The organism is Pseudomonas sp. PDM02, from assembly GCF_014852285.1.
GTDB classification, from domain to species: domain Bacteria; phylum Pseudomonadota; class Gammaproteobacteria; order Pseudomonadales; family Pseudomonadaceae; genus Aquipseudomonas; species Aquipseudomonas migulae.
Genome location: NZ_JACVBL010000006.1, coordinates 120,472 through 145,334 on the forward strand (window position 1 = coordinate 120,472; position 24,863 = coordinate 145,334).

Consider the following 24,863-nt stretch of genomic DNA (forward strand, 5'->3'; position numbering starts at 1 on the left):
AGCCCGCTCCCACAAGATTTGGATGGGGTCTGTAAGAATTGTTGCCTCTCAACGTCAGGATTTTCCTGTTTCTCTCCGTAGTCTGGTTTTTGGTCTTCAATGAGGGATGATCCACAACCCTGACCTACTCTGAGGAGGCTCGGTTATGTCCTTCGCTACAACTGGAATCCAGGGCCATTGTGCTCATTGCGGATGCACACTCCTGCTCGAACCCTGGCAACTCAACGCCATTGCCATCCATGAAGCCTTCGCCTGTTCCCACTGTCACAAAGCCTTGCAACTGAGCGACCCGAAACAGATCAGGCGCATCAAGTCCCTCGACTCACTCGCGATGCTGCGGGCGAGCACGCTGGTGATGGTATGCACCGCGTTGCTGGTGGCATTAGTGATGGAATGGGTGGGGATGCTCAGCGTGGTCGAGCAGCTGAATTTTTCGTTGATCGCGATTCTGGTCTACTTCGCGGTTATCCGGTTCGCCCGTCACCGACAACACATGACGCTGATTCTGGAAGCGGCCAAGGCTCACGCCGACTGATTACCAGTTGAACAACTCACACGCATTGGCCGTGCTGGCAGCCGCCAACTGCTCGGGGCTGATCGCCATGATGTCAGCCAGCGCCGAGCAGATCGCCGGCAAATGCGCCGGGCTGTTGCGTTGACCGGGAAACATGGCGGGGGCCATGTCCGGTGAGTCGGTTTCCAGCACCACAGACTCCAACGGCAACTCGGCAAGCACCCGGTGCATGCGCAACGCCTGCGGCCAGGTCGCCGCGCCACCCAGGCCCAGTTTGAAGCCGAGCCTGATGTACTCGCGGGCCTCTTCCTTGCTGCCGGCGAAGGCGTGAATAATCCCCGCGCGTTTCAACTTGAAGCGCTTGAGCGTGGCAATCACCGCTGCATGGCTGCGTCGCACGTGAATCAAAGCCGGCAGATTGAAGTCCGCCGCCAGTTGCAGTTGCGCGTCGAACAACGTCTGCTGGCGTTCGCGGTCGAGGGTTTCGATGAAGTAATCCAGGCCAATCTCGCCCACCGCGCACAGTTGTCGGTGACCGGCCAGGCGGGTCAGCCACTCGGCGAGTTCGCGTAGGTCCTCAGGCCGATGCTCGTCCAGATACACCGGGTGCAAACCGAACGCCGCGTACAGATCGGGATCGCTTTGCACCAGATCCCAGACCCGCTGCCAATTGGCCTGATAAACCCCCAGCACCACCATCCGCCGCACGCCGAGGGCGCGGCTCTCGGCGAGCAGCGCCTGACGATCCTCGTCGAAGTCCGGAAAATCCAGATGAGTGTGGCTGTCGATCAGCTCCACGGTTCAGTCCTGGCGAATACGCTGCTTGAAGGTCCGCGCAATGGCTTGCACACCGGGCTGGTAATCGGACTGCTCGATGGCGGCGAGGGCCAGTTCCAGCGCTTTGTCGGCGATCAACTGGTGTTGCTGGGCCATGGCGTTGACCGGCAGCGGCAGAAAGTCCAGCAACTGCGTGTCGCCGAATGTGCCGAGGCGCAGCGGGCGGTTTTTCAACGGGAAGTCGTGCAAGGCGTCGAACACACCCTGGAGCAGCACGTAGGAAGTGGTCACCAGCGCGTCCGGCAAATGCCCCAGGCGCTGAAGCATTTCTTCCATCAGTTGCTTGCCGTACTCACGGCTGAACGATTCGCCGTGTTCGATGAGGATCTCGCCTTTGAACCCGGCCAGCGCTTCCTTGAAACCGGCGGCCCGTTCCTGACTGATGCTCAGTTCGGGGCGCGCGCCGATCAGGGCGATCTGCTTGGGCAATGGATCGAGCAGGCTGCGCGTCAGTTGCAGGCTGGCTTCACGATCATCACTGATCACCGAGCAGAAATGCTCGGGCTCCATGACCCGGTCGATGGCGATGATTGGGATGCCTTTGGCTTGCAACTGGCGGTAACTGTCGTCGCCGGACGGCAGGCAACTGGCGACGATCAACGCGTCGCAGCGCCGGGCGCGGAACAGTTGCAGCAGTTGTCGTTCGCTGTCCGGCGCATCGTCGGAACTGGCGATCAGCAACTGATAACCGCGGGCCCGGGCACCTTGCTCCAGCAGCTTGGCGATACGTGCGTAACTGGGGTTTTCCAGGTCCGGCAGAATGAAACCCAGCGTGCGGGTGTGCCGACTGCGCAGCCCGGCCGCTTGCGGATTGGGCGTAAAGCCATGTTCTTCAACAACCGCGCGCACGCGCTCGACGGTGGCACTGCTGATGCGTTGCTGTTCCGCCTTGCCGTTGATGACATAACTGGCGGTGGTCACGGACACACCGGCCAGTTGGGCGATATCACTGAGTTTCAACTCGGGATTTCCTTGTTTTTCGGCCGATACTTTCGCCAATCCTACCCGATTCAGGCAGGGGACTATTGTTGCAACATATCCGACAAGTTGGACTTCAAGGATGGGACATTATCGAGTAACGTGCCAATCATTCTAGATTAAACGTTTCAGCAAGCGTATTTTCTACGCATCAGGTGCATTTGGCCGGTTCTGCCGCGAAACCGCCAAAAGTGATGATTAAGCGCCTAAGCTGACTCATTCAAAACAATACCTGGCGCCTCAAGGTGCCAAAAAGGAGAAAGCATGCTCGAGCTCACTCTAGAGCAGATTTCCATGGGCCAGTCGGCCGTGGACAAGTCCGCAGCACTGCATTTGTTGGCGCAGCATCTGGTCAACGACGGCCTGGTCGCCGAAGGTTATCTCGCCGGTTTGCAGGCGCGTGAAGCCCAGGGCTCGACCTTTCTCGGTCAAGGTATTGCCATCCCCCACGGTACGCCGCAAACCCGCGATCAGGTGTTTTCCACTGGCGTGCGGCTGATGCAGTTTCCCGAAGGCGTGGATTGGGGCGATGGTCAGATCGTCTACCTGGCGATCGGCATTGCGGCCAAATCCGATGAACATTTGCGCCTGTTGCAATTGCTGACCCGCGCCCTTGGCGAAACCGATCTGGGCCAGGCCCTGCGTCGCGCCAGTTCTGCCGAAGCGTTGCTGAAACTGCTGCAAGGCGCGCCGCAGGAACTGGCGCTGGATGCGCAGATGATCGGTCTCGGGGTGTCGGCCGATGACTTCGAAGAACTGGTCTGGCGCGGTGCCCGTTTGCTACGTCAGGCGGATTGTGTGAGCAATGGTTTTTCTGCGGTTTTGCAGCAAGTCGACGCGTTGCCGCTGGGCGACGGTTTGTGGTGGTTGCACAGCGAGCAAACGGTGAAGCGTCCGGGCTTGGCGTTTGTCACGCCGGACAAACCGATGCGCTACCTAGGCCAGCCGCTCAGCGGTCTGTTCTGTCTGGCCAGCTTGGGCGAGGCGCACCAGGCGTTGCTCGAACGCCTTTGCGCGTTGCTGATCGAAGGCCGTGGCCATGAACTGGGACGCGCCACCAGCAGCCGAAAAGTCCTCGAAGTGCTCGGCGGTGAACTGCCGGCGGACTGGCCGAGCGCACGCATTGCGCTGGCCAATGCCCACGGTTTGCATGCGCGCCCGGCGAAGATCCTCGCGCAACTGGCGAAGAGTTTTGAAGGCGAAATTCGTGTGCGCATCGTCGATGGCCAAGACAGCGCGGTGTCGGTGAAAAGCTTGAGCAAACTGCTCAGCCTCGGCGCCCGTCGCGGTCAGGTGCTGGAATTTATCGCCGAGCCGAGCATCGCCGCCGATGCCTTGCCGGCGTTGTTGGCGGCAATCGAAGAGGGGCTGGGTGAAGAAGTCGAGCCTTTGCCTGCCGTGAGCCCGCAGCGCGAAGTGATCACCGAGGTGGCCGAAGTGCTGCTCGCCCCTGCGTCCGGCAGCCTGGTTCAGGCGATCCCCGCCGCACCGGGCATCGCCATCGGTCCGGCGCATATCCAAGTGCTGCAAACCATCGAATACCCGCTGCGCGGCGAGTCCGCCGTCATTGAGCGCGAGCGTCTTAAACAAGCGCTGGCGCACGTGCGTCACGACATCGAAGGCTTGATCGAACGCAGCAAGGCCAAAGCCATTCGCGAAATCTTCATCACCCATCAGGAAATGCTCGACGACCCGGAACTGACCGATGAAGTCGAGACGCGCCTCAAGCAGGGCGAAAGCGCCGAAGCGGCGTGGATGGCGGTGATCGAAGCAGCGGCGAAACAACAGGAATCGCTGCAGGATGCATTGCTTGCCGAGCGTGCGGCGGACTTGCGCGATATCGGCCGTCGCGTGCTGGCGCAACTGAGCGGCGTCGAAACCCCGAGCGAACCCGATCAACCGTACATTCTGGTAATGGATGAAGTCGGTCCTTCCGACGTGGCACGTCTCGATCCGACCCGAGTCGCCGGCATTCTCACCGCCCGTGGTGGCGCCACCGCGCACAGTGCCATCGTCGCCCGTGCGCTGGGCATTCCGGCATTGGTCGGCGCAGGTGCCGCGGTGTTGCTGCTGGCGCCGGGCACACCGTTGCTGCTCGATGGCCAGCGCGGTCGCCTGCACGTGGACGCCGATGCGGCGACCTTGCAGCGCGCCACCGAAGAGCGTGACACCCGCGAGCAACGCTTGAAAGCCGCGGCCGAACAACGTCATCAACCGGCGCTGACCACCGACGGCCATGCGGTCGAAGTGTTCGCCAACATCGGCGAAAGCGCGGGCGTCACCAGCGCCGTGGAGCAGGGTGCCGAAGGCATTGGCCTGCTGCGCACCGAACTGATTTTCATGGCCCACTCGCAGGCGCCGGACGAAGCGACTCAGGAAGTCGAATACCGTCGTGTGCTCGATGGCCTCGCCGGTCGGCCACTGGTGGTGCGCACCCTCGACGTTGGCGGCGACAAGCCGCTGCCGTATTGGCCGATTGCGAAAGAAGAAAACCCGTTCCTCGGCGTGCGCGGCATTCGCCTGACCTTGCAGCGTCCGCACATCATGGAAGCGCAATTGCGCGCCTTGCTGCGGGCCGCTGACAACCGCCCGCTGCGCATCATGTTCCCGATGGTCGGCAGCGTTGACGAGTGGCGTCAGGCGCGGGACATGACCGAGCGCTTGCGCCTGGAAATCCCCGTGGCGGACCTGCAACTGGGGATCATGATCGAAGTGCCATCGGCCGCACTGCTGGCGCCGGTTTTGGCCAAAGAGGTCGATTTCTTCAGCGTCGGCACCAACGATCTCACGCAATACACCCTGGCCATCGACCGCGGTCATCCGACCTTGTCGGCCCAGGCTGACGGCTTGCACCCGGCGGTGCTGCAACTGATCGACATCACCGTGCGCGCGGCCCATGCCCATGGCAAATGGGTTGGTGTGTGCGGCGAACTGGCGGCCGATCCGCTGGCGGTGCCGGTGCTGGTCGGCCTCGGTGTAGACGAGTTGAGCGTGTCGGGCCGCAGCATTGCCGAGGTCAAGGCGCGCATCCGCGAACTCAGCCAGACCCAGACTCAAACCCTTGCCCGACAGGCGCTGGCCGTGGGCAGCGCCAATGAAGTGCGCGCATTAGTGGAGGCCCTGTAATGGCCAAGATCCTGACCCTGACACTCAACCCGGCGCTGGACCTGACGGTGCAGTTGCCGCGCCTTGAGCCCGGCCAGGTCAATCGCAGCGACGAGATGCACACCCACGCCGCCGGTAAAGGCGTGAACGTGGCGCAGGTGCTGGCAGACCTCGGGCATTCGCTCACCGTCAGCGGCTTTCTCGGCGAGGACAACCTTCAGGCGTTCGAAACCCTGTTCGCCAAACGCGGTTTTGTCGACGCGTTTATCCGCGTTCCCGGTGAGACCCGCAGCAACCTCAAACTGGCGGAAAGCGACGGGCGCATCACCGACATCAACGGTCCAGGACCCAAGGTCAGTGAAGCGGCGCAGCAGGCGTTGCTTGATCGACTGGATCAGATTGCCCCGGGGCATGACTCGGTTGTCGTGGCCGGCAGCCTGCCGCAAGGCGTCAGTCCTGAATGGTTGCAGGCGTTGGTACAGCGCTTGAAAAACCTCGGCTTGAACGTCGCGCTCGATACCAGTGGCGAAGCATTGCGGGCGGCGCTCAAGGCCGGTCCGTGGCTGATCAAACCGAACACCGAAGAGCTGGCCGAAGTGCTCGGCTGCGAGGTTGTTTCGGTTGCGGCTCAAGCCGAAGCCGCGAGCCGTTTGCATGCCCAAGGCATCGAGCACGTGGTGATTTCCCACGGTGCCGACGGTGTGAACTGGTTCAGTGTCGGTTCGGCGCTGCACGCCACGCCGCCCAAGGTCAGCGTCGCCAGCACGGTAGGCGCAGGGGATTCGTTGCTGGCCGGCGTGCTTCACGGTTTGCTTAAGCCCGATACGCCGGAACAGACCCTGCGCACCGCCACGGCGATTGCGGCGATGGCGGTCACGCAGATCGGTTTCGGTATCGGCGATGCGGCGCAGTTGGCGCGGCTCGAACAGGGTGTGCGCGTGCGCCCCCTGACAGAACAATAAGAGGGTTTGTCATGAAGTTAGCCATCGTTACGGCTTGCCCCAACGGCATGGTCACCAGCGTGCTGTGCGCCCGTTTGCTCGATGCCGCGGCGCAGCGTCAGGGCTGGAGCACCAGTGTCGAAGTGGTGGATGTGGCGCACCCGGAACGCCAGTTGTCGGCGGCCACGATCGAGGCTGCCGAGTGGGTGTTGCTGGTCACCAGCGCACCAGTGGATATGTCGCGATTCGTCGGCAAGCGTGTGTTCCAAAGCACCCCGGCCCACGCCCTGCAAGATGTCGAAGCGGTGCTGCGACGCGGTGCCGAAGAAGCGCAGGTTTACGCCGCAGCCGAAGTCACCGTCGAACCTGCAGCCGTTACCAAAAGCGCCCCGCGCCTGGTCGCGATCACCGCGTGCCCGACCGGCGTTGCTCATACTTTCATGGCCGCTGAAGCCTTGCAGCAGGCGGCCAAGCGATTGGGCTATGACCTGCAGATCGAAACCCAGGGCTCGGTCGGTGCGCGCAATCCGTTGAGCGCGGCAGCGATTGCCGACGCGGACGTGGTGCTGCTGGCCTGCGATATCGAAGTCGCGACCGAGCGTTTTGCCGGCAAGAAAATCTACCGTTGCGGTACGGGCATCGCCTTGAAGCAAGCCGAAGCGACGCTGAATAAAGCGCTGGCCGAAGGCAAGCAGGAAAGTGCCGCGACCGGCGCCAAAGGCCCGGCCAAACAAGAGAAGACCGGCATCTACAAACACCTGCTGACCGGCGTGTCGTTCATGCTGCCGATGGTGGTGGCGGGCGGTCTGATGATTGCTTTGTCGTTCGTGTTCGGCATCACCGCGTTCAAGGAAGAAGGCACACTCGCCGCTGCGCTGATGCAGATCGGCGGCGAGACCGCGTTCAAGCTGATGGTGCCGCTGCTGGCGGGCTACATCGCCTACTCGATTGCCGACCGTCCGGGCCTGGCGCCGGGGATGATTGGCGGCTTGCTGGCGAGCACGTTGGGTGCCGGTTTCATCGGCGGGATCATTGCCGGTTTCATCGCCGGTTACGCGGCGCAAGCGATCAACCGTTACGCGCGATTGCCGCAAAGCCTTGAAGCGTTGAAACCGATCCTGATCATCCCGTTGCTGGCGAGTCTGTTCACCGGGTTGGTGATGATCTACGTGGTCGGTAAACCGGTGGCCGGGATGCTCACCGGGCTCACGCATTTCCTCGACAGCATGGGCACCACCAACGCGATCCTGCTCGGCGTGTTGTTGGGCGGGATGATGTGCGTCGACTTGGGCGGGCCGATCAACAAAGCCGCTTATGCCTTCTCGGTGGGGCTATTGGCGTCCCAGAGTTACGCGCCGATGGCCGCGACCATGGCCGCCGGGATGGTGCCGCCGATTGGCCTGGGCATTGCCACGTTCATTGCCCGGCGCAAGTTTGCCCAGACTGAACGCGAGGCGGGTAAAGCGGCGTTGGTGCTGGGGCTGTGCTTCATCTCCGAAGGCGCGATTCCGTTTGCCGCCAAGGACCCGCTGCGGGTGATTCCGGCAAGCATTGCCGGTGGCGCGCTGACCGGTGCGCTGTCGATGTACTTCGGCTGCAAACTGATGGCGCCGCACGGTGGATTGTTTGTGTTGGCGATCCCGAATGCGATCAACCATGCGTTGTTGTATTTGCTGGCGATTGTGGCCGGGAGTCTGCTGACGGCGGTGGTTTATGCGGTGGTCAAGCGGCCTGAGGTTGCCGAGTTGGCAATAGAACCCGTCAACGCATAATCCACCTTTGTAGGAGCCAGCTTGCTGGCGATATCGGTCTTGAAATCGCCATCGCCAGCAAGCCGGCTCCTACAGGTGTGAGTCGATCACAAAATGCATGAACGACACGGACCTGTAGGAGCAAGCTTGCTCGCGATAGCGGCTTCCCAGCCAACATAGTTCCTGAATGCTAAACCGCTCTCGCTCCCACAGTGGGGCTGGTTTGTTTTCGGAGTCAGGATGCCCATGCCTCATTTCTCCTTGAATCCGGGCAGGCCTTGGGCTGCACGCCACTGCTTCACAGTCTGCGTGATGCCTTCATTTGAGTTGTCCGCACCAGCTTCAGGGTAGTAAATGAGATCGGTTCCGTCAGGATGCTCTGTAATCTCGCAAAACTGTTTCAGCAAAGGATCGAGAATCTCGTCCGGTGCAGTCTGGTTCGCGGCCCGGATTTCCTGCATGAGCTGAATAAACTCTGCTTCGGTGAAATCAGCAAATTTTTTTTCAAGGGCGGTCAATTGTGGCTCGATGGCAAAAGTCACTCGACTTTGAACCCCGGCAAACCTTGAGTGGCGCGCCATTCCTTGAGTGTGCGAGTGATACCTTCTGCCGAGTCGTCAGCGCCGTCTTCCGGGTAAAAAATCAGATCTGACCCTGATGGATGTTCACTGATTTTTTCAAAGTGGAACACCAATGTGTCAATCTCTTTTTCCGTTCCGTCGTGGCTGATGATGCTCTGAAGCAAAGCCACGAACTCGCTCTCTGTGTATTCACCGATTTTGTTTTTCATGGTTTCTGCCGGTCTTCCTTGTGGGTTGTTGCGTGTTGTTTGGGTGTCATTACGCGAAGGTTATCAATATCGAAAACAGCACCTCCATGCTGGATCTGTTCAATGTGATGCAGTTCATAACGAGCGTTTCCTCCGTTACGCCCGGTCTTGGGGGCAAACGGGGAGTTGCCACCCAGAACGAAACTTTGGTTGCTGGCCTTGAACTGGCCAAGTAGCTCGGCATCATTTCCCACCGCAGTCCAAAACGCCTTCCTGAATGCATCAAAGTCTCTGAATTTTTGCCCCCGAAGCACATCCGCAATGCGTGTTGGAATGGGCGAACCCTGCCCAGTACTGGCCCCCGCCAGCCAAACCCCCGCAACATCTTCACCCACCCCCGTGACACCGCCCGGCTCATACCGTGCATTGAGCACAATGTAGATCGGCTCAAGCCCGGCATCCGCCGGGAACCAGATAATTGCATCCTGGTACTCGGGAGGATGCTCCGGGTTCTCCAGTATCTTGTCGGCCTGTTCCGTGGGCGGGTACACCCATATCGTCGGCAGTGGCGGGGCGCCTTCCAGGGCGGGGACAGTTGGGGCGTCGTCAGGATTGGCGGCGGGTGTCCAGGTCAGGCCAATGCCGTTGCCGAGGTCGGCGATGAACTGCTCGCCGTCCTTTCGGGCCTTGATGACGGGGACAAACTCCCAGTCTTTTTTTCCGCCGGTGTAGAAGCCGTAAGCGCTGATGGCGTTGTCCGGCAAGACCTTTACGTTGACGCGTACACGGGTGCGTCCCGCCTCCAGTGCTGCGTATTGCTCGTTTTTGTAGAAGGCGCTGTCGGGCGAAAGGCGGGTGTTGGGCATTAGCAGCGCCACTGTCCCGACGGCTGCCCCGGTCGCCACCACCGAACCCGTCAGCGATAGGGCGAGCGAACCACCGAGACGTTGGGCAAAGGCGTTGCCCGTCGCCGAGCCGGCCACCCATTCAAGCGGTGTGCCTTCGGCGGTAATCGCCGCGCCGGTGCCCAGTACCGCCCACAACCCGTAGTCAGCCAGTTTCTCGACGGGGACATAACCGGCGTGGTTGTTGTGATTGATGACACCGTCCGGGAGGTTGCAGCTTTTGGCGAACACGCAACCTTTGAAGTGCGAATCGGACGTTGTGTCGAGAGCGTTTTGTCGTGTTTTTCGACGGACCTCCCAACGGGCATTGGCGTCCAGTTCATGCCGTTCGTTCTTGGCGGATACCGCTGCGCCAGCATCCTGGAAGGCTTGCACTTCCTCCGTCGTGGGGAGTTGTCTTGGGGCGGGCAGATAGTCCGGGGTTTCCGGGAAACCGAGCTTTTTCATCAGCGCTTCTTTTTCGTCCTTGGACAATCCCGGCATGTAGCCGGGTTTGCCTCAACCCTATCCGGGACGCTCAGGCGTAGGCGTTAGGACGTTTCCTAAAAGCGGTGCTGAAATTTCCTATTTCATGGTGTTGCCGGGTGCTGTGGTGGTGAGTCAGTAAGTCCGCGTTATCGTTCTTCGCGGGCCAGCCACGCTCCCACAGGGTTTGGCGTTGAACACAAATCTTGTGTACGGCATCGAACACTGTGGGAGCGGGCTTGCCCGCGATGGGGCCGGCGGCAACACCGCTAAATCGTGGCTTTGTACTCATTCTCCCGCTGCGATGCCCGCGCCTGAACCACATCCAGCACCGCACAGCCTTCACGCATCAGCAGATGCACGGCGCGGGTGACCCGCGTCAGATCACAGTCGGAAATGTTTTTCAGATTCAGGCTGGTCAGCGTGTCTGCCAAATCGCGAACCACGGTGAAGCGATGCATGGCGCAGGCGGTGAGTTCACTGAGTTCTTTGTGGGTGTTGACGAAGAGCACCGGTGTTTCGGCGTCGTAGGTATCGATGGGGAGGTAGCGCGGCATGACTTGGAACATAGGTGTAACTCCAAATAGAGCTACCACCGTTCGCGGCCAAGCGAAAAAGGTGGCAGCTGTGTGCGGGTTGGCCGACCGGCACACCCAACCCCGGCACACCCTAAGGTGTCCCGCGCACAGCTGCCATAACACGACATCCAGACATGAAAATGCCTAAACAATGACGCTGATGCGTTTGGTGTGGTCGACCGGCCAAGGTCGTTCGCGGGTGTTTTCCGCGAGCACGAACTATGGAGTCGATACCGAAACGCGGCAACAAGATACGTTGTAGGAAACGTCTTGAAAAGTTGTGTGCCTCACGGTGATCATTTCCACCTGTGTGGGAGAGCGACGCAGATCCTGTAGGAGCAGAGCTTGCTCGCGAAGGCGGTGTAACTGTTGGCATCGTTGGTGAATGTTAAACCGTCTTCGCGAGCAAGCTCGGCTCCTACAGGGATTTGTGGTGTTGGTGGATTTTGTGTCATGCCCGGTTCACACGGCCATGCTTTAGTTTTCCTTTTTCAGGGAGAACACCATGAGCGAATTCAACCTCGGTCGCCGTCGTGTCATGCAAGCAGTCGGCGCCGGGATTCTGCTTCCCGGTCTTGCGCCGGCGGTGATTGCCTCGGTCAAGGATCGGCCGCAACTCACCGATGGCGTGCAGTCCGGCGACGTTCTGGGCGACCGGGCGATGGTCTGGAGCCGCAGCGATCGTGCGGCGCGGATGGTGGTGGAATGGGACACCCGTAGCCTGTTCACCAACCCTCGGCGTTTTGTTTCGTCGCTGGCTGATGCCCGTAGCGATTTCACCGCGCGGGTCGAGCTCACCGGTCTGCCCGCCGATCAGGCGATTTTCTATCGCGTGCATTTCGAAGACGCCCAGAGCGGTGTCACCAGCGAACCCTGGTTTGGCCACTTGCGCAGCGTGCCGCAAACCCGGCGCGACATCCGTTTCGTCTGGAGCGGCGATACCGTTGGCCAGGGCTACGGCATCAACCCGGACATCGGTGGCATGCGCATCTACGAAGCCATGCGTTTGCGCCTGCCGGACTTCTTTATCCACAGTGGCGACACCATCTACGCCGACGGCCCGGTGCCGGCACAGCTTGTGACTGAAAGTGGCCGCGTGTGGCGCAACATCACCAGCGACGCCAAGAGCAAAGTCGCCGAAACCCTCGACGAGTATCGCGGCAATTACCGCTACAACCTGATGGACGAAAACGTCCGTCGCTTCAACGCCGAAGTGCCGCAGATCTGGCAGTGGGACGACCACGAAGTGGTCAACAACTGGTCGCCGGGCAAGCAACTGGATGAGCGTTACCAGAGCAAGGATATCCACAGCCTGGTAGGCCGCGCACGTCAGGCGTGGCTGGAATATGCGCCTATGCGGTTGCAGAGCGCGGATAACGGCGGGCGGATCTATCGCAAGCTCGGTTATGGGCCGATGCTGGATGTGTTTGTGCTCGACATGCGCAGCTATCGCGAGGCCAATGATGACAACCTCGGTGCAGCCAAACCCTTTCTCGGGCGTGAACAGCTGGACTGGCTCAAGCGTGAATTGAAAGCCTCCAGCGCCCAGTGGAAAGTCATTGCCGCCGACATGCCGATCGGCCTCGGCGTACCGGACGGTGAAGTCAGCCCCGGCGTGGCGCGCTGGGAAGCGGTGGCCAACGGTGATCCGGGCGCGGCCCAGGGGCGTGAGCTGGAAATTGCCGAACTGCTTGGTTTTCTGCGGGCGCAACAGGTGCGCAATTTCGTGTTCCTGACGGCGGATGTGCATTACTGCGCGGCGCATCACTACCATCCGGATCGTGCCGCGTTCCAGGATTTCGAACCGTTCTGGGAGTTTGTTGCCGGACCGTTGAACGCGGGGAGCTTCGGGCCTAATCCGCTGGATAAAACCTTCGGGCCTGAAGTGGTGTTCGAGAAAGCACCGCCGGCGCAGAACATGTCGCCGTTTGCCGGGTTTCAGTTTTTTGGCGAGGTGAATATTGAGGGGGCGACGGGGGAGATGAGTGTGGTGTTGCGGGATCTGGATGGGGTCAGTGTGTTTGAGCAGAAGTTGCAGCCGGTGTGAGACGTAGCCGACCGGCCTAGATCAATGTGGGAGCGGGCTTGCTCGCGAAAGCGGTATAACAGGCAACACAGATGTTGAATGTTAGTCAGTCTTCGCGAGCAAGCCCGCTCCCACATTGAATCGTGTAGGGTCAGTAGACGTCGCGGCGGTAGCGGCCTTGCTCGATCAAGCGCTCAACCTCTTCAGCCCCGAGCACTTCGTTGAGCACCTGATCCACCCCCGAAGCCATTCCCTGCAAGCTGCCGCAGATGTAAATGACGGCACCGTCATCCAGCCATTGCTTGAGTAAACCGGCGGATTCACGCAGGCGATCCTGCACGTAGATCTTCTCGGCCTGATCTCGCGAAAACGCCAGGTCCAGACGCTCGATATCCCCTGAAATCAACCAGTCTTCAAGTTCGTCGCGGCACAGGTAGTCGTGCTCGCGATTTCGTTCGCCAAACAACAGCCAGTGACGTTGCTGCCCATCGGCGATCCGCGCCTTGAGCAAACTGCGCAGCCCGGCCAGGCCGGTGCCGTTGCCCAGCAGGATCATCGGCAGCGGTTCGACCGGCAGATGGAAACCGCTGTTGCGGCGCACCCGCAGGCTGATGGTGCTGCCCACCGGCGCGTGTTCGGTCAGCCATCCGGAGCCGATACCCAGGCTGCCGTCGGGGTGCAGTTCCTGGCGCACGATCAGTTCCAGCACACCGTCGGCGGCAATCGAGGCGATGGAGTATTCGCGCATGGCCAGCGGCACCAAAGCATCCACCAGTGCTTGCGCGTGCAAGCCGACAAGGTGCGTACGGTTCTCGGGCAATTGTCGAGTCGCGAGTGCTTGTTCCAGCGCTTGCGACAGGCCATCGAGCATCACCGAGGCGCGACCGTCGATCCCGAGGCCATCGAGGAAGTGCTCGATGGCCCATGGGCAGTTACGCGGCAACACTTCCACCAGATCACCGGCCAGCCAACTGCTGGTGGTCGGCGCGCTGAGGCCCAGCAGGTACACCGGCGAGCCGCTGCTGTCCGGGTTCATCACGTCGCGGCGGCTCAGCGTCCAGTTGTCGTAGCTTGGCGCTTGCCAGGTGTCCACGGGGGCTTGTCCGGTCAGCAGACCAAGTTGCTGCTGCCAGTGACGCAAGGCGTAAGGGTCGCCGCAGTCGACTTCCACCGGCGCGAACAAATGCTTGCCGCCGTGCTCGCCGAGCCAGGCATGCAAGCGTCGGGCGAAACCGCAGAAGTGTTGATACTGCCGGTCACCCAATCCAAGCACCGCATAATTCAGGCTCCCCAGGCTCAATGCCCGGCCCAGCACTTTGCGTTCGAAACCACGGGCGCTGTCCGGCGCTTCGCCGTCGCCGAAGGTGCTGACGACGAACAGCGCGTTGCTGGAATGACGCAGGTCATGCTCGCTGACGCTGGCCAGTGGCTGAACCTTTACCGGCAGGCCTGCTGCCTGCAGTTGGCCGGCGGTCTGCCACGCTAGTTGTTCGGCAAACCCGCTTTGGCTGGCGAAGCCGATCAGCCACGCCGGAGCATCGCTGTTTGGTTGTTCGAGACCTTTGCGGGCGTCCTTGATCTGCTTTTTCTTGCGTCGGCGATCGAGGTACAGCAACCAGCCCGTGACAAAAAACAGTGGCATGGTCAGCGCGCTGAGCGTCAGGACGATCCGCCCGACAATCCCGAAGTAACTGCCGACGTGCAGCGCGTAGATGCTCGTCAGCAGTTGCGCCTTGAAGCTTTTGTCGCTGTAGCGGTCATGGCGTTTGACGACGCCGGTGGCCGGATCAAGGGTGATCTGGTTCAGCGCGCGGTCGTGAGGCGAGGTGGTCAACAGGTAGAACACCGTCGCGGGTTGCCCGGCCACAGGCGGCATACGAATGTTGTAGGCACTCAATGCCGGGCCGGCAGCGCTGTAAATGCTGCTCCACATCGACGCGTAATCGGCCGTCGGTGCCGGGCCTTCCGGTGCCGGGCCACGATTGCGAACGCGTTCATTCTGCGGCGCATCGGACAGCAATCGGGTCAGGCCCTTGTTGTACCACTCATAGGACCAGGACAACCCGGTCAGCGCTGCCAACAGATAAAACACCAGGCACCAGGTGCCGGCCACCGAGTGCAAATCCCAGTTGAAGCTGCGGCCTGTTTTCTTCCAGTCGAGGGTCAGCCAGGCGCGCCAGCTTTTCCATTGACGCGGCCAGCGCAGGTACAGGCCGGACAGGCAGAAGAACAGCAGAATCAGCGTGCACGCGCCGGTGATCTGCCGACCGGTATCGCCCATGGCGAGGAAGCGGTGCAGTTTCAGCATCAGGTCGAAGAAACCCTGGCCGGTGGCGTCGCCCATGAACTCGGCGGTGTACGGGTCGAAGTAGCGCATCTCCCCGCGACGCTCACCCGGTGGCGGGGTGAAGTTCACCCGTGCGGCGTTACCGCTGTCGGTGTCGACCCAGAGCATCGCGACTTTCTTGCCCGATGCACCCTCGATTTTTTCCACCAGCTCAGCGGGCGGCAGCACGCCGGCGACCTGTTTCTCGACCTGCAACACCGACGGGTTGAGTGCGCGCAGGATTTCATCCTCAAACGACACTATCGCCCCGGTGATGCCCATGAGGGCCAGGACCAGCCCGGCACTGATACCGAAAAACCAGTGCAACTGGAACAGGGTTTTCTTCAACACGTCACTCGCCTTGTTCGTTCGAAATTGTCATCACGGCGCGCATTATGCCGTGGGCTGTCGAGAAGCATTCTTTTTTACGCACAAAAGCCCCGTTCAATTGCGTGAACGGGGCCTTTCCCTGATTCCAGCCTTCATCTGCACACCTGTAGGAGCACAGCTTGCTGGCGATGACGGTGTGTCAGGCAACATAAATGCTGTCTATGCCGACGTCTTCGCGAGCAAGCTTTGCTCCTACAGGGTTGTGGTGTGGTCAAAAGTGGAAGTTGGCGCTCAGCAGGGCGGTACGGCCGGCCGCTACGTGGGCGTAGTGGGTCTGCAGTATCTGGTCGAAGTAACGCTTGTCGGTCAGGTTCTGCACGTTGAGTTGCAGATCGACGTTTTTGGTCAGGCGGTAGCTGGCCATCGCGTCGTAACGCCAGTAGGACGGGATCTCCACCGAGTTGGCGATGTTGCCGAACTGCGAGTCAACAAAAGTGGCACCCGCACCCACGGTAAGCTTGTCCGGCACTACGTCGTAAGTCGACCACAGGGTGAAGTTGTTCCGCGGGGTGCTCGGCATGTGGTTGCCTTCATCGGCGGCGAGGGTGGTTTTGACCACTTCGCTTTCCATGTAGGTGTAGCCGCCGAAGACTCTCCAGTTGCGGGTCAGCTTACCGGTGTACGTCAGCTCGAGGCCGTTGACGGTTTGCTCGCCGTCCAGCACTTGCGAGGTGGCACCATCCGGATCGTTCATACGTGCGTTGGTTTTCTCGGTGCGGAACAGTGCAGCGGTCAGCGACAGGTCGTCACCGAAGAAGTCCCACTTGGTGCCGATCTCGTAGTTGCGGTTCTTTTCCGGGTCCAGATCGGTGTTGTTCGCCGCCAGATCCAGGCCACCGTTGCCGCTGGTTTCACCGGACGGGTTGCTGGAGGTGGAGTAGGCCGCGTAGATGCTGCCGTTAGGCAACGGGTTGTAGACCACGCCGATCTGGTAGTTGACCAGGTCGCTGGTGTTCTCGCGGGAGAAGTCGTTCGCCGGCGCTGTGCTGCTAGCGTTGGCGTGGCCGCTGGATTCGACTTGGTAGTTGTCATAACGCAGGCCCAGGTTCAGGGACCATTGATCGTTGAACTTCAGCGTGTCGAACACGTAGGCCGCGGCGGTTTTGGTGTCGGTGTCGGTGAACGCGGCGCTGTCGGTGATCTTGCCGTTCCAGGTATCCCCAGGCGTCGGGTTGTACAGGCTGGTGCAGTCGCCGGAGCGGAAGAGTGCAGTGTTGCACGTCGTGCCGCTGGCGGCCGAAGTCAGGATGTAAGGGCGGTTGTGGGTGTCTTGATAAGAGAACTCAATACCGGTGACCAGGCTGTGTGCGATGGTGCCAGTGTCGAACTTGGCGCTCAGGTCGGTCTGGTTGATCCAGCCGCTGGACGTCGAATTACGGCTCTTGGCGCCACGGTACACACTGCCCTTGGCGACGTTGCCCTTGCTGTCGTCCGGGTTGGTGACGATGTAGTCCAGCGTCGAACGGGACATGCGGAAGCTGTTGGACACGGTCAGGTCTTCATTCAGATCGTGCTCGATCTTGAAGGTGCCGCTGTCATTGGTGGTCTCGCGGAAGTCGCGGCTGGTGACGCCGTAGAAGTTGTCGCGGTCGACATGCACTGGTTTGTCGACGTTGTACTTGCTGCGGGCCGGGTTCAGGGTCAGCGGAATGCCGTAGTCCGGCATGTCGTCGGTTTCAACGTGGTAGTAACCGAGGGTCATGCGGGTATCGGTGCCCAGGCCGAAGGCGAACGTCGGCGCGACACCCCAGCGGCTGACGTCCACGGTGTCACGGCCGGCGACATTGGCTTCGTGTTTCATCAGGTTCAGGCGGAAGGCCGAGGTGTCGGTCATCTGCTGGTTCAGGTCGAGTGTGGTGCGCTTGGTCTGATCCGAGCCCCAGGTGAAGCCGCCATTGTAGAAACTGCCCAGTTTGGCGGTCTTGCTCACCAGGTTCAGGCTGCCACCGGTGGAGCCGGCGCCGGTGTAGGCCGACCCCGGGCCTTTGCTGACTTCGATCGATTCAACGTTGAAGATTTCGCGGCTTTGGGACGCCGGGTCGCGCATGCCGTCGACGAACGTATCGCTTTCAGCGCTGAAGCCACGAATGATCGGACGGTCGCCCGCCGGGTTACCGCCTTCGCCAGCACCGAAGGTGATGCCGGGTGTCGTGCGCAAGGCGTCGACCAGGCTGGTAGCGCCTGTGTCGCGGATCACCTGCTGCGGAATCACGGTGACACTTTTCGGCGTTTCACGCAGCGGTGCGGTGTATTTCTTGTTGGCCGAGGTATCGGTCTTGTAGGAGGTATCGTCCTGTGTTTCGCCGGTGATGGCAGTGGCGTCCAGGGAAATCGCATTGTTCGGCGCTTTTTCGGTCTTTTCGGCCGCGAAAACCATATGCCCCGCAGAGCCGGCGGTGATTGCCACGCCAATCGCAGAAGCGAGCAAACGCGGTGAATTGACAGGTAATTGTGGTTGTTGGCGTGACATGTGAATTCCCCTCCCCAAGGATTTGAGGCCGCGGAATATAGGGTAGACGCGTCTATGTATCAATTGCGAAACGTTTCTATTCGCACTGAATTTACATTCTTTACAATTTACCCTTACGGTTTTTGCTGTTTCATTCGTCATGGGGGTTTTACAGCGTCAATAAGAATCAATACCATTGACGCCCCTTTGTCTTCAGGTGGTCCTCATGCTGCTGCACATTCCCGGCTTGTTCACTAAAGAAGAAGTGCAGCGCATCCGCGAGGCTCTGGAACAGGCGGATTGGGCCGACGGCAAGATCACCGCCGGCTACCAGTCGGCCAAGGCCAAACACAACCTGCAACTGCCGGAAGGTCATCCACTGGCCAAGGAAGTCGGCGCGGCGATGCTGGAACGGTTGTGGAAAAATCCGCAGTTCATGTCAGCGGCGTTACCGCACAAGGTCTTTCCTCCGTTGCTGAACTGTTACACAGCGGGCGGCAGTTTCGATTTTCATATCGACAACGCCGTGCGCCAGCCCAAAGGCAGCATCGAGCGTGTGCGCACGGATTTGTCGTCGACCCTGTTCTTCAGTGAGCCGGAGGACTACGACGGCGGCGAACTGGAAATCCAGGACACCTACGGCACCCAGCGCGTGAAGTTGCCGGCCGGCGACATGGTCTTGTACCCCGGCACCAGCCTGCACAAGGTCAATGCCGTCACCCGTGGTACACGGTTCGCCTCATTCTTCTGGACCCAAAGCCTGGTCCGCGAAGACAGCCAGCGCGCCTTGCTGTTCGAGATGGACGGTGCGATCCAGCAACTGACGCAGGACATGCCCGACCACCCTTCACTGATCCGCCTGACCGGCACGTATCACAACCTGTTGCGTCGCTGGGTCGAGGTATGAGTTTTCAACTGCGCCGCGAGGAAGTGCTCGACGGCGATCACCTCAAAGTCATGCTTGAGGAAAGTCCTGCGCGTGCTGCTCAGGCGATCCTGATCGCTGCCCGCGAAGGCGTGCTCGACGCGCAAGCCTTGCTCGGCCAGATTCTGCTGGACGGACAGGGCATCGCGCTGGATCAACCGCTGGCGCTGCGTTGGTTCGAGATAGCCGCTCAGCGCGGGCACCTGATGGCGCGCAACATGCTCGGTCGCTGTCATGAACATGGCTGGGGTTGTGCGGCAGATGCTTCGGTTGCAGCGCAGCATTATCGCGTCGGCGCTGAAGCCGGACTGGATTGGGCGATGTACAACTACGCCAACCTGCTGGCGACCGGACGCGGGGTGATCGAGGATCAGCTACAAGCGCTGAACCTCTATCGCCGCGCTGCGGAGCTGGGCCATGCGAAGTCGATGAACCTGCTTGGGCGTTACCTGGAGGAAGGACGGATTTGTCCTGCGGATCTGCAAGGCGCACGCGAGTGGTATCGACGCTCGGCCGATGCCGGGGATTTTCGTGGGCAGTTCAGTCATGGCGCGGTTTTGGTGGAGCAGGGCAGGCTTGACGAAGGAATGGCCTGGTTGCGCCAGGCGATGGTCAACGGCAATCAGCGGTTCCTGCGGGTCAGTGTCCAACGCTTGCGTGAAGCGTCCGACCCTGCGCTCAAGTGTTTGGCTGAGGAGTATGCCCATCACGAACAAACACTGTTCGGTCGAGCCTGAAAGACGCTTCATATAAACATTAAGTGGGTTGTTTTGCAGGTTTGTATTCTTTTCTTATATATGCCCCTCAGGGTTTCTTTGACAGCACTTTTATAAGTGGATTAGTCTTTTGTTCGGCGCAGTTAAATTGGATTTGACAGCGCGCCGTTACGATCTGCTTTAAGTTATTTAAAGATATTCATGCCTATAGTTAATGGAGTAGTTATGAGCAATGATACGTTGTGGGAGCACTCTTTACAGGGAGCGAACTACGAGAAAATAACCGAGTTTGCAACCGAAGTTCCAAAGATCCTGTCCGATGCGTCCAACGCGGAGGCGGACAATGTGACGCGTGAAGCCGGTTTGTTACTGACCAAAAAACAGATCATTGATCTGCGCAGGTACGAAGCTGCAGGCTTGGCCCTTCCTTATACATTGAAGGATGTCACCGACTATCTGCGCTTCGGTGCGGGCCAGGATGGCGGTGACGGACTCAGGGCCGCCGACTTCCTGAAGACGTTTGCCGAGACTCGTGATCACGCCAGGCGCTGGTCACCGCTACGCGAACGCATCATGATCACCGGGACCGAACTGAAGCTGTTTGGCGCAAGCATGCAGCGCTACGGCGAAGACATGGAAGAGGTCTACCTCGATCTGAAGTCCGGTCCATTGCTTGAACAATATAATGTCAAAACACTGGAGCAACTGAAAAAGTTGCAACTTGAACTGGGCGATAAGTTTCCCGGTATAGAACTTGATGCGGATACGGTTCCGGACATGAGGTTTTACCTGGGTAAAATATTCGACAGGGTTGCATCCAATCTGGTGAGTGTCCGGGGTATAAAAACCGATCTGGACAAGTTTGGTTATGACCTGCGTGAAAAAGTGCTTCCAGGTATCAAGTTGCGAGTGGCATTGATTCAAACCAATTCCTATCCAGCGGAAGTCAAGAAACTCGATGAAGTCATCGCCCGTCGTGCCGAAGAGATTCTGGAAAAGAATACCCAATACCAGGCGTTGGTCGACAAGGCGCTGGGCTCGGCAGCCGGGTTGAATATTTTCGGCTTGGGAATGGCTGTTTACTACGGTGTCGAAGCGGAGGCGGTACGAGCCAAACGCAAGGAACTGAACGCGGCGCAGGACAAAGACATTGAAGTCCTGAGAAACATGAACCAGACCCTCGGTTCGTTAAAGCGTGTCGAACAGGATCTGCAAAACCTGACCGTCATCGCCATTGATGCTGATCTGGCCACGCAGAATCTCATACACGTCTGGAATGTCATGCATCGGTACGTCGATGAGTCGTCGAACGCCATGTTGGGCATCACCGATGCGCTGAGTTTGAGGCGCTTCATGTCGTCATTCCGAGAGGTCGTCGGCCCTTGGGTGCAAATCCACAATGATGCGGACCTCTTGATCGAAGTGTTCAAGGAAGCGGATCAGGAATACAACCAGGACCAAGGAAGGGCGGTACCCAAAATGACAACTTTTTCCATCAAACAGAACTATCCGGAACCCAATCTTCAGGTTCTGAAGGACAGCCATCACGCGATGCGTGACGATGCTGTCGCGGCCGAAGCCCTTTTTATCCGGCTCAATTACTTGCCGGGTGTATTCGATCGCTTTCAAAGGTTGCTCGGCGATGTCGGTGCCGCAGCCCGGGATCTGCGTGAATCGAGCCTCAACAGCAAGATGGACCTGGAGTCCAAGGTTCGTAAGTTAGTGGCGCTTGAAAAGGAACTGACCGGTGCCGTTGAGGGTTCCGAGGAGTTCGACGAGATTGAAGAGGATCTCATTGCGGCATTGAAAAAAATGCTCGCCATCACGCGCAGCGAGGCGAGCAAAGTGAGTATTCGCCTGGCCAACATCAGCGACGGGTATGACAGACGTACCACATTGGGCTACATCGCGGGTCTGGAAAAGGACCAACTCGACGCCAGGGAGTCCAAACAAGCGTTGGGCGAGACTCAGGTCAAGCTTCAACGTGAGCTCAAGGTTTTGTCCGAGGCAATCAGCGCAATCGAAAAAGCCGGTATCGAGAAAATTGGCAAAGACATTGCCTTGACCATCGATAAGCTCAAAGAGCTGGGCATGGCGCCGCCGCAAGCTCAGATCGTGATGTTTGTGATCGATGAGCTGAAGAAAGCTATGGACGATATCAATGCAGGCATCACGTTCGTCAACATGATCCATGAAAGCAACAAACTGCAGGACAAGGTCAATGAGCTTGGTCGAAAGATTGCGCTCAAAGACCGGGATATCGATCAGTCGGTGGGCAAGATCGAGTTTATCCATTTGATTCATGCGCTGGAGGACCAACGTCAGCGTTATGTGGGCGAGTACAAGCCGGCTGTTGCTGCATTCAATCAATTCCTGACGGTCATGGAGGGCAACACGGCGGGTGATGTCGCGACGCGCAGTGCCAGGGCCATAAAAGAAGCGAACCAGTTCATTGGCTTTCTGACGCCGGTTTCACTGCCGTAACGCCAGCATTCACTGATGGCAGGGGTGGCTTTCATCGAGCATCGCTACCCCTGCCGGATATTGATCAGCGACGGTTTCCCACGCTGGCCTTCGTCAGTGTCATCAGGTTATTTGCCATGTATGAATTTTTGCTTGCGAAGACGCATTTCGTTGCGTTGAAAAAATACTTCGATTTCCTCCGCGCACTTCCCGCCACGCTGGATCAACTGAAAAGCCATTCAGACAACTTGCAGCGTCAGGGACATGTGCCGACGCCAGGGCCTGACGCTGAGCGTCTTAAAGTGCTGGCTTCATTCAGCACCGGTTATCTGGAAAGGCTTGAGGCTGATATTTCGGCGCTGGGTAAGGTGTGTGACGAGAGCTTGCACCACATCTGGGTGTTTACCGTGGAGTGCCGAATACTGGCCAAACTGTCGCACAAGCAAGGCCGCTCTTTCAGTATCAGCTCCGTGAACTACAAATTATTCAGCCTGTCCCGATCGCAGTGGTGGATCTGGTTTCCTCCCAGTGATGTCGACGGCCTGGCTTTCGAGCTTTCTCTGCGCCTGGGTCGTACCAAGTCTGCACTGTTGGACTTCAAGGCTGTGCCGCAGGAATTGCACAATGATATCCAGAACGTGTTCGAGCGGTTTTTCCGGTCGTTGACGTTGAAATCCTGTGAGTGCCACTCGCGCTATTCCCGACTTGAAGCCTGGTACGTGGATGGCGGATCAGGCCTGCCCGGGCTGAGTGGCGCTGCCAGTCCAGGCGATTCTGCACAGGCGCGTCAGGCGCGGGCGAACGAGCATCTGCGTGAACTATTCGCGATCAAGACAGAGGCCTGCTCGGCGATTCACAATCTGAGCGACTTCCTCTATGCAATGCAGCACTTTCTGACGGTAGCGGAGCTTGAATTACGTAACGTCAGGTCGACTATTAAACTCTCGCAATTGAACTGCGCTCTGGCGCAGGTCGAGCATGTGCTGAGAGAGGTCAAGTCGATGGCTGAACAAATGCGGTACTGGTCCCGGGCATAAAAAAAGGTCCATGACATGTCATGGACCTTCTGTTGTTACAGCAAGCGGTATTACACGTAGAACGACTTCAGCGGCGGGAAGCCATTGAACTCGACGGCGCTGTAGCTGGTGGTGTACGCACCGGTCGACAGCCAGTACAAACGATCACCGATCGCCAGGTTCAGCGGCAAACCGTACTTGTAGTTTTCGTACATGATGTCGGCGCTGTCGCAGGTCGGGCCGGCGATAACCACTTCTTCCACTTCGCCTTTCTTTTCGGTCCAGATCGGGAACTTGATGGCTTCGTCCATGGTTTCGATCAGGCCGGAGAACTTGCCCACATCCGTGTACACCCAACGCTCGACGGCGGTGCGGGATTTGCGTGCAACCAACACCACTTCACTGACCAGGATGCCGGCGTTTGCGATCAACGAACGGCCTGGTTCCAGGATGATTTCCGGCAGATCGTCACCGAAGTCTTCCTTGAGGAAACGGATGATTTCTTCGGCGTAGGTTTCCAGGCTGTTGGTGCGGGTGATGTAGTTGGCCGGGAAGCCACCGCCCATGTTGATCAGCTTCAGGTGGATGCCGTCTTCTTCTTTCAGGCGCTCGAAGATCACTTTGACCTTGGCGATCGCTGCGTCCCAGACGCTGATGTCGCGCTGTTGCGAGCCGACGTGGAACGAGATGCCGTAAGGCACCAGGCCCAGGTCGCGAGCAAGGATCAGCAGGTCCATGGCCATGTCGGTCTGGCAGCCGAATTTGCGCGACAAAGGCCAATCGGCAGTGGTCGAGCCTTCGGTGAGGATGCGCACGTAGACTTTCGAACCCGGTGCGGCCTTGGCGATGTTGCGCAGGTCGGCTTCGGAGTCGGTGGCATACAGACGCACGCCCTTCTCGTAGAAGTAGCGGATGTCCTTGGATTTCTTGATGGTGTTGCCGTAGCTGATGCGATCCGGGCCGACGCCCTGGTTCATCACTTTATCGAGCTCGTAGATCGAGGCGATGTCGAAGTTCGAGCCTTTCTCTTTGAGCAGGTCGATGATTTCGACGGCCGGGTTGGCCTTGACGGCGTAGTAGACCTTGGCGAATTCGAAACCGGCGCGCAGGTCGTCATAGGCCTGGCTGATCATCGCGGTGTCGATAACCACGAACGGGGTTTCTTGTTTGTCGGCGAAAGCCTTCATTTTCTGAAAGGTATCGCGCGCGAAATAGTCTTCGACGTTGATCGACATGCTGGGAACTCCTACTGGCAAACTAGATTAATCAATGGGTGCGAGGGTGTGTCATCAATGAAATCGCGAGTGCGTTGCGCCTGAGCGCGTGCCAGGCAAGGCGCAGGCCGCCGCTAATGGTCATTCCCTTCGCAAGGCCTGCAACGCAGCATGGCGCGCGCTCAGGCACAACCCGAAGGGCCGGGCCTGCTTTTGCGCAGGGCTGCGTTGCTCGTCCCTTATTTGGAACAACCAAACCGCGGGCCTCGCGCCTTGCCCTGCGCAAAAGCAGGCTCCGGCGCACTCGTGATTTCATTGATGACACACCCTCCTGAACGTCCTCCGTATCCCCACTTTGGTTCGCCTACTTCCCAAGGCATGTCGCCGAAAGCAAAAAGGCCATGGGAAGCGGTGCTTTCCCTTGGCCTTGCTGTCTCGTCGTCAGTACTTGAGCCGGATGGATCGTTTCCAGCATGGACGTTCGGCGCGAACTTT

General features: G+C 59.2%; 18 protein-coding genes. 9 read left to right on the top strand and 9 right to left on the bottom strand.

What is annotated here, in order from left to right:
• The first annotated feature begins 145 nt into the window (after positions 1-145).
• Entirely contained in the window at positions 146-535 is a 390-nt protein-coding gene (locus tag IB245_RS12300) for a hypothetical protein (protein ID WP_192227700.1), read from the top strand.
• Here IB245_RS12300 and IB245_RS12305 read toward each other — a convergent pair whose 3' ends face one another.
• Both IB245_RS12305 and cra read right to left on the bottom strand, forming a co-directional pair.
• Positions 536-1,312, bottom strand: coding sequence for a TatD family hydrolase (locus IB245_RS12305; protein ID WP_192227701.1), 777 nt, complete (start codon positions 1,310-1,312; stop codon positions 536-538).
• A gap of 3 nt (positions 1,313-1,315) precedes the next feature.
• On the bottom strand, positions 1,316-2,311 hold the full coding sequence (gene cra, locus IB245_RS12310; protein ID WP_008036238.1) for a catabolite repressor/activator: 996 nt from the start codon (positions 2,309-2,311) through the stop codon (positions 1,316-1,318).
• A 282-nt stretch (positions 2,312-2,593) separates the two neighbouring features.
• Here cra and ptsP point away from each other — a divergent pair, with 282 nt between their 5' ends.
• From ptsP to IB245_RS12325, 3 genes are read left to right on the top strand one after another with little or no spacing between them, the layout of a single operon-like run.
• The gene (ptsP, locus tag IB245_RS12315; protein ID WP_192227702.1) at positions 2,594-5,455 is read left to right on the top strand and encodes a phosphoenolpyruvate--protein phosphotransferase; all 2,862 of its coding nucleotides are present in this window, start codon (positions 2,594-2,596) and stop codon (positions 5,453-5,455) included.
• Entirely contained in the window at positions 5,455-6,396 is a 942-nt protein-coding gene (pfkB, locus tag IB245_RS12320) for a 1-phosphofructokinase (RefSeq protein WP_192227703.1), read from the top strand. Before ptsP ends, pfkB begins: the two co-directional genes overlap by 1 nt.
• An 11-nt stretch (positions 6,397-6,407) precedes the next feature.
• Positions 6,408-8,147, top strand: a complete 1,740-nt coding sequence (locus IB245_RS12325; RefSeq protein ID WP_192227704.1) for a PTS fructose-like transporter subunit IIB — start codon at positions 6,408-6,410, stop codon at positions 8,145-8,147.
• Between the two features lie 230 nt (positions 8,148-8,377).
• Here IB245_RS12325 and IB245_RS12330 read toward each other — a convergent pair whose 3' ends face one another.
• The 4 genes from IB245_RS12330 to IB245_RS12345 form a co-directional block, all read right to left on the bottom strand.
• Positions 8,378-8,668, bottom strand: a complete 291-nt coding sequence (locus IB245_RS12330; RefSeq protein WP_318652966.1) for a bacteriocin immunity protein — start codon at positions 8,666-8,668, stop codon at positions 8,378-8,380.
• Positions 8,665-8,916 carry a bacteriocin immunity protein gene (locus IB245_RS12335; RefSeq protein WP_192227706.1) on the bottom strand — a complete coding sequence of 84 codons (252 nt, stop codon included), beginning with the start codon at positions 8,914-8,916 and terminating at the stop codon, positions 8,665-8,667. Before IB245_RS12335 ends, IB245_RS12330 begins: the two co-directional genes overlap by 4 nt.
• Positions 8,913-10,283, bottom strand: coding sequence for an S-type pyocin domain-containing protein (locus IB245_RS12340; RefSeq protein WP_225609871.1), 1,371 nt, complete (start codon positions 10,281-10,283; stop codon positions 8,913-8,915). Before IB245_RS12340 ends, IB245_RS12335 begins: the two co-directional genes overlap by 4 nt.
• A gap of 251 nt (positions 10,284-10,534) precedes the next feature.
• On the bottom strand, positions 10,535-10,834 hold the full coding sequence (locus IB245_RS12345) for a hypothetical protein (RefSeq protein ID WP_192227707.1): 300 nt from the start codon (positions 10,832-10,834) through the stop codon (positions 10,535-10,537).
• Between the two features lie 514 nt (positions 10,835-11,348).
• Between IB245_RS12345 and IB245_RS12350 the strand changes: the two genes are divergently transcribed.
• Complete coding sequence (locus tag IB245_RS12350; protein WP_192227708.1) at positions 11,349-12,890, top strand: alkaline phosphatase D family protein; 1,542 nt, start codon at positions 11,349-11,351, stop codon at positions 12,888-12,890.
• A 130-nt stretch (positions 12,891-13,020) separates the two neighbouring features.
• Here the strand turns inward: IB245_RS12350 and IB245_RS12355 are convergent, their stop codons facing one another.
• Together IB245_RS12355 and IB245_RS12360 are read right to left on the bottom strand one after the other, a co-directional pair.
• Positions 13,021-15,546 (bottom strand): PepSY domain-containing protein, encoded by a 2,526-nt coding sequence (locus IB245_RS12355; protein ID WP_192227709.1) that lies wholly within the window; start codon positions 15,544-15,546, stop codon positions 13,021-13,023.
• 250 nt (positions 15,547-15,796) lie between these two features.
• Positions 15,797-18,055, bottom strand: coding sequence for a TonB-dependent receptor (locus IB245_RS12360; RefSeq protein ID WP_008036253.1), 2,259 nt, complete (start codon positions 18,053-18,055; stop codon positions 15,797-15,799).
• Positions 18,056-18,260: 205 nt separating this feature from the next.
• On the opposite strand from IB245_RS12360, the gene IB245_RS12365 reads away from it, so the two are divergent.
• The 4 genes from IB245_RS12365 (at position 18,261) to IB245_RS12380 (ending at position 23,175) form a co-directional block, all read left to right on the top strand.
• Positions 18,261-18,941: a Fe2+-dependent dioxygenase gene (locus IB245_RS12365; protein ID WP_008036255.1), complete on the top strand. Its 681-nt coding sequence runs from the start codon at positions 18,261-18,263 to the stop codon at positions 18,939-18,941.
• Positions 18,938-19,696 (top strand): tetratricopeptide repeat protein, encoded by a 759-nt coding sequence (locus tag IB245_RS12370; protein WP_192227710.1) that lies wholly within the window; start codon positions 18,938-18,940, stop codon positions 19,694-19,696. The genes IB245_RS12365 and IB245_RS12370 overlap by 4 nt, the downstream gene beginning before the upstream one ends.
• A 204-nt stretch (positions 19,697-19,900) precedes the next feature.
• Positions 19,901-22,159: an alpha-xenorhabdolysin family binary toxin subunit A gene (locus IB245_RS12375; RefSeq protein ID WP_192227711.1), complete on the top strand. Its 2,259-nt coding sequence runs from the start codon at positions 19,901-19,903 to the stop codon at positions 22,157-22,159.
• Positions 22,160-22,275: 116 nt separating this feature from the next.
• Positions 22,276-23,175, top strand: coding sequence for a hypothetical protein (locus IB245_RS12380; protein WP_192227712.1), 900 nt, complete (start codon positions 22,276-22,278; stop codon positions 23,173-23,175).
• A 50-nt stretch (positions 23,176-23,225) separates the two neighbouring features.
• Here IB245_RS12380 and IB245_RS12385 read toward each other — a convergent pair whose 3' ends face one another.
• The gene (locus IB245_RS12385) at positions 23,226-24,389 is read right to left on the bottom strand and encodes a type III PLP-dependent enzyme (protein WP_008024420.1); all 1,164 of its coding nucleotides are present in this window, start codon (positions 24,387-24,389) and stop codon (positions 23,226-23,228) included.
• Positions 24,390-24,863: the final 474 nt, after the last annotated feature.

Bases quoted from the DNA above. Each gene is read 5' to 3' on its own strand.
- IB245_RS12365 (WP_008036255.1), top strand. From the start codon at position 18,261: ATGCTGCTGCACATTCCCGGCTTGTTCACTAAAGAAGAAGTGCAGCGC.
- IB245_RS12360 (WP_008036253.1), bottom strand. From the start codon at position 18,055: ATGTCACGCCAACAACCACAATTACCTGTCAATTCACCGCGTTTGCTC.
- IB245_RS12335 (WP_192227706.1), bottom strand. From the start codon at position 8,916: ATGAAAAACAAAATCGGTGAATACACAGAGAGCGAGTTCGTGGCTTTG.
- IB245_RS12380 (WP_192227712.1), top strand. From the start codon at position 22,276: ATGTATGAATTTTTGCTTGCGAAGACGCATTTCGTTGCGTTGAAAAAA.
- IB245_RS12300 (WP_192227700.1), top strand. From the start codon at position 146: ATGTCCTTCGCTACAACTGGAATCCAGGGCCATTGTGCTCATTGCGGA.
- IB245_RS12325 (WP_192227704.1), top strand. From the start codon at position 6,408: ATGAAGTTAGCCATCGTTACGGCTTGCCCCAACGGCATGGTCACCAGC.
- ptsP (WP_192227702.1), top strand. From the start codon at position 2,594: ATGCTCGAGCTCACTCTAGAGCAGATTTCCATGGGCCAGTCGGCCGTG.
- IB245_RS12340 (WP_225609871.1), bottom strand. From the start codon at position 10,283: ATGCCGGGATTGTCCAAGGACGAAAAAGAAGCGCTGATGAAAAAGCTC.
- IB245_RS12370 (WP_192227710.1), top strand. From the start codon at position 18,938: ATGAGTTTTCAACTGCGCCGCGAGGAAGTGCTCGACGGCGATCACCTC.
- IB245_RS12375 (WP_192227711.1), top strand. From the start codon at position 19,901: ATGAGCAATGATACGTTGTGGGAGCACTCTTTACAGGGAGCGAACTAC.
- IB245_RS12385 (WP_008024420.1), bottom strand. From the start codon at position 24,389: ATGTCGATCAACGTCGAAGACTATTTCGCGCGCGATACCTTTCAGAAA.
- IB245_RS12345 (WP_192227707.1), bottom strand. From the start codon at position 10,834: ATGTTCCAAGTCATGCCGCGCTACCTCCCCATCGATACCTACGACGCC.
- pfkB (WP_192227703.1), top strand. From the start codon at position 5,455: ATGGCCAAGATCCTGACCCTGACACTCAACCCGGCGCTGGACCTGACG.
- IB245_RS12350 (WP_192227708.1), top strand. From the start codon at position 11,349: ATGAGCGAATTCAACCTCGGTCGCCGTCGTGTCATGCAAGCAGTCGGC.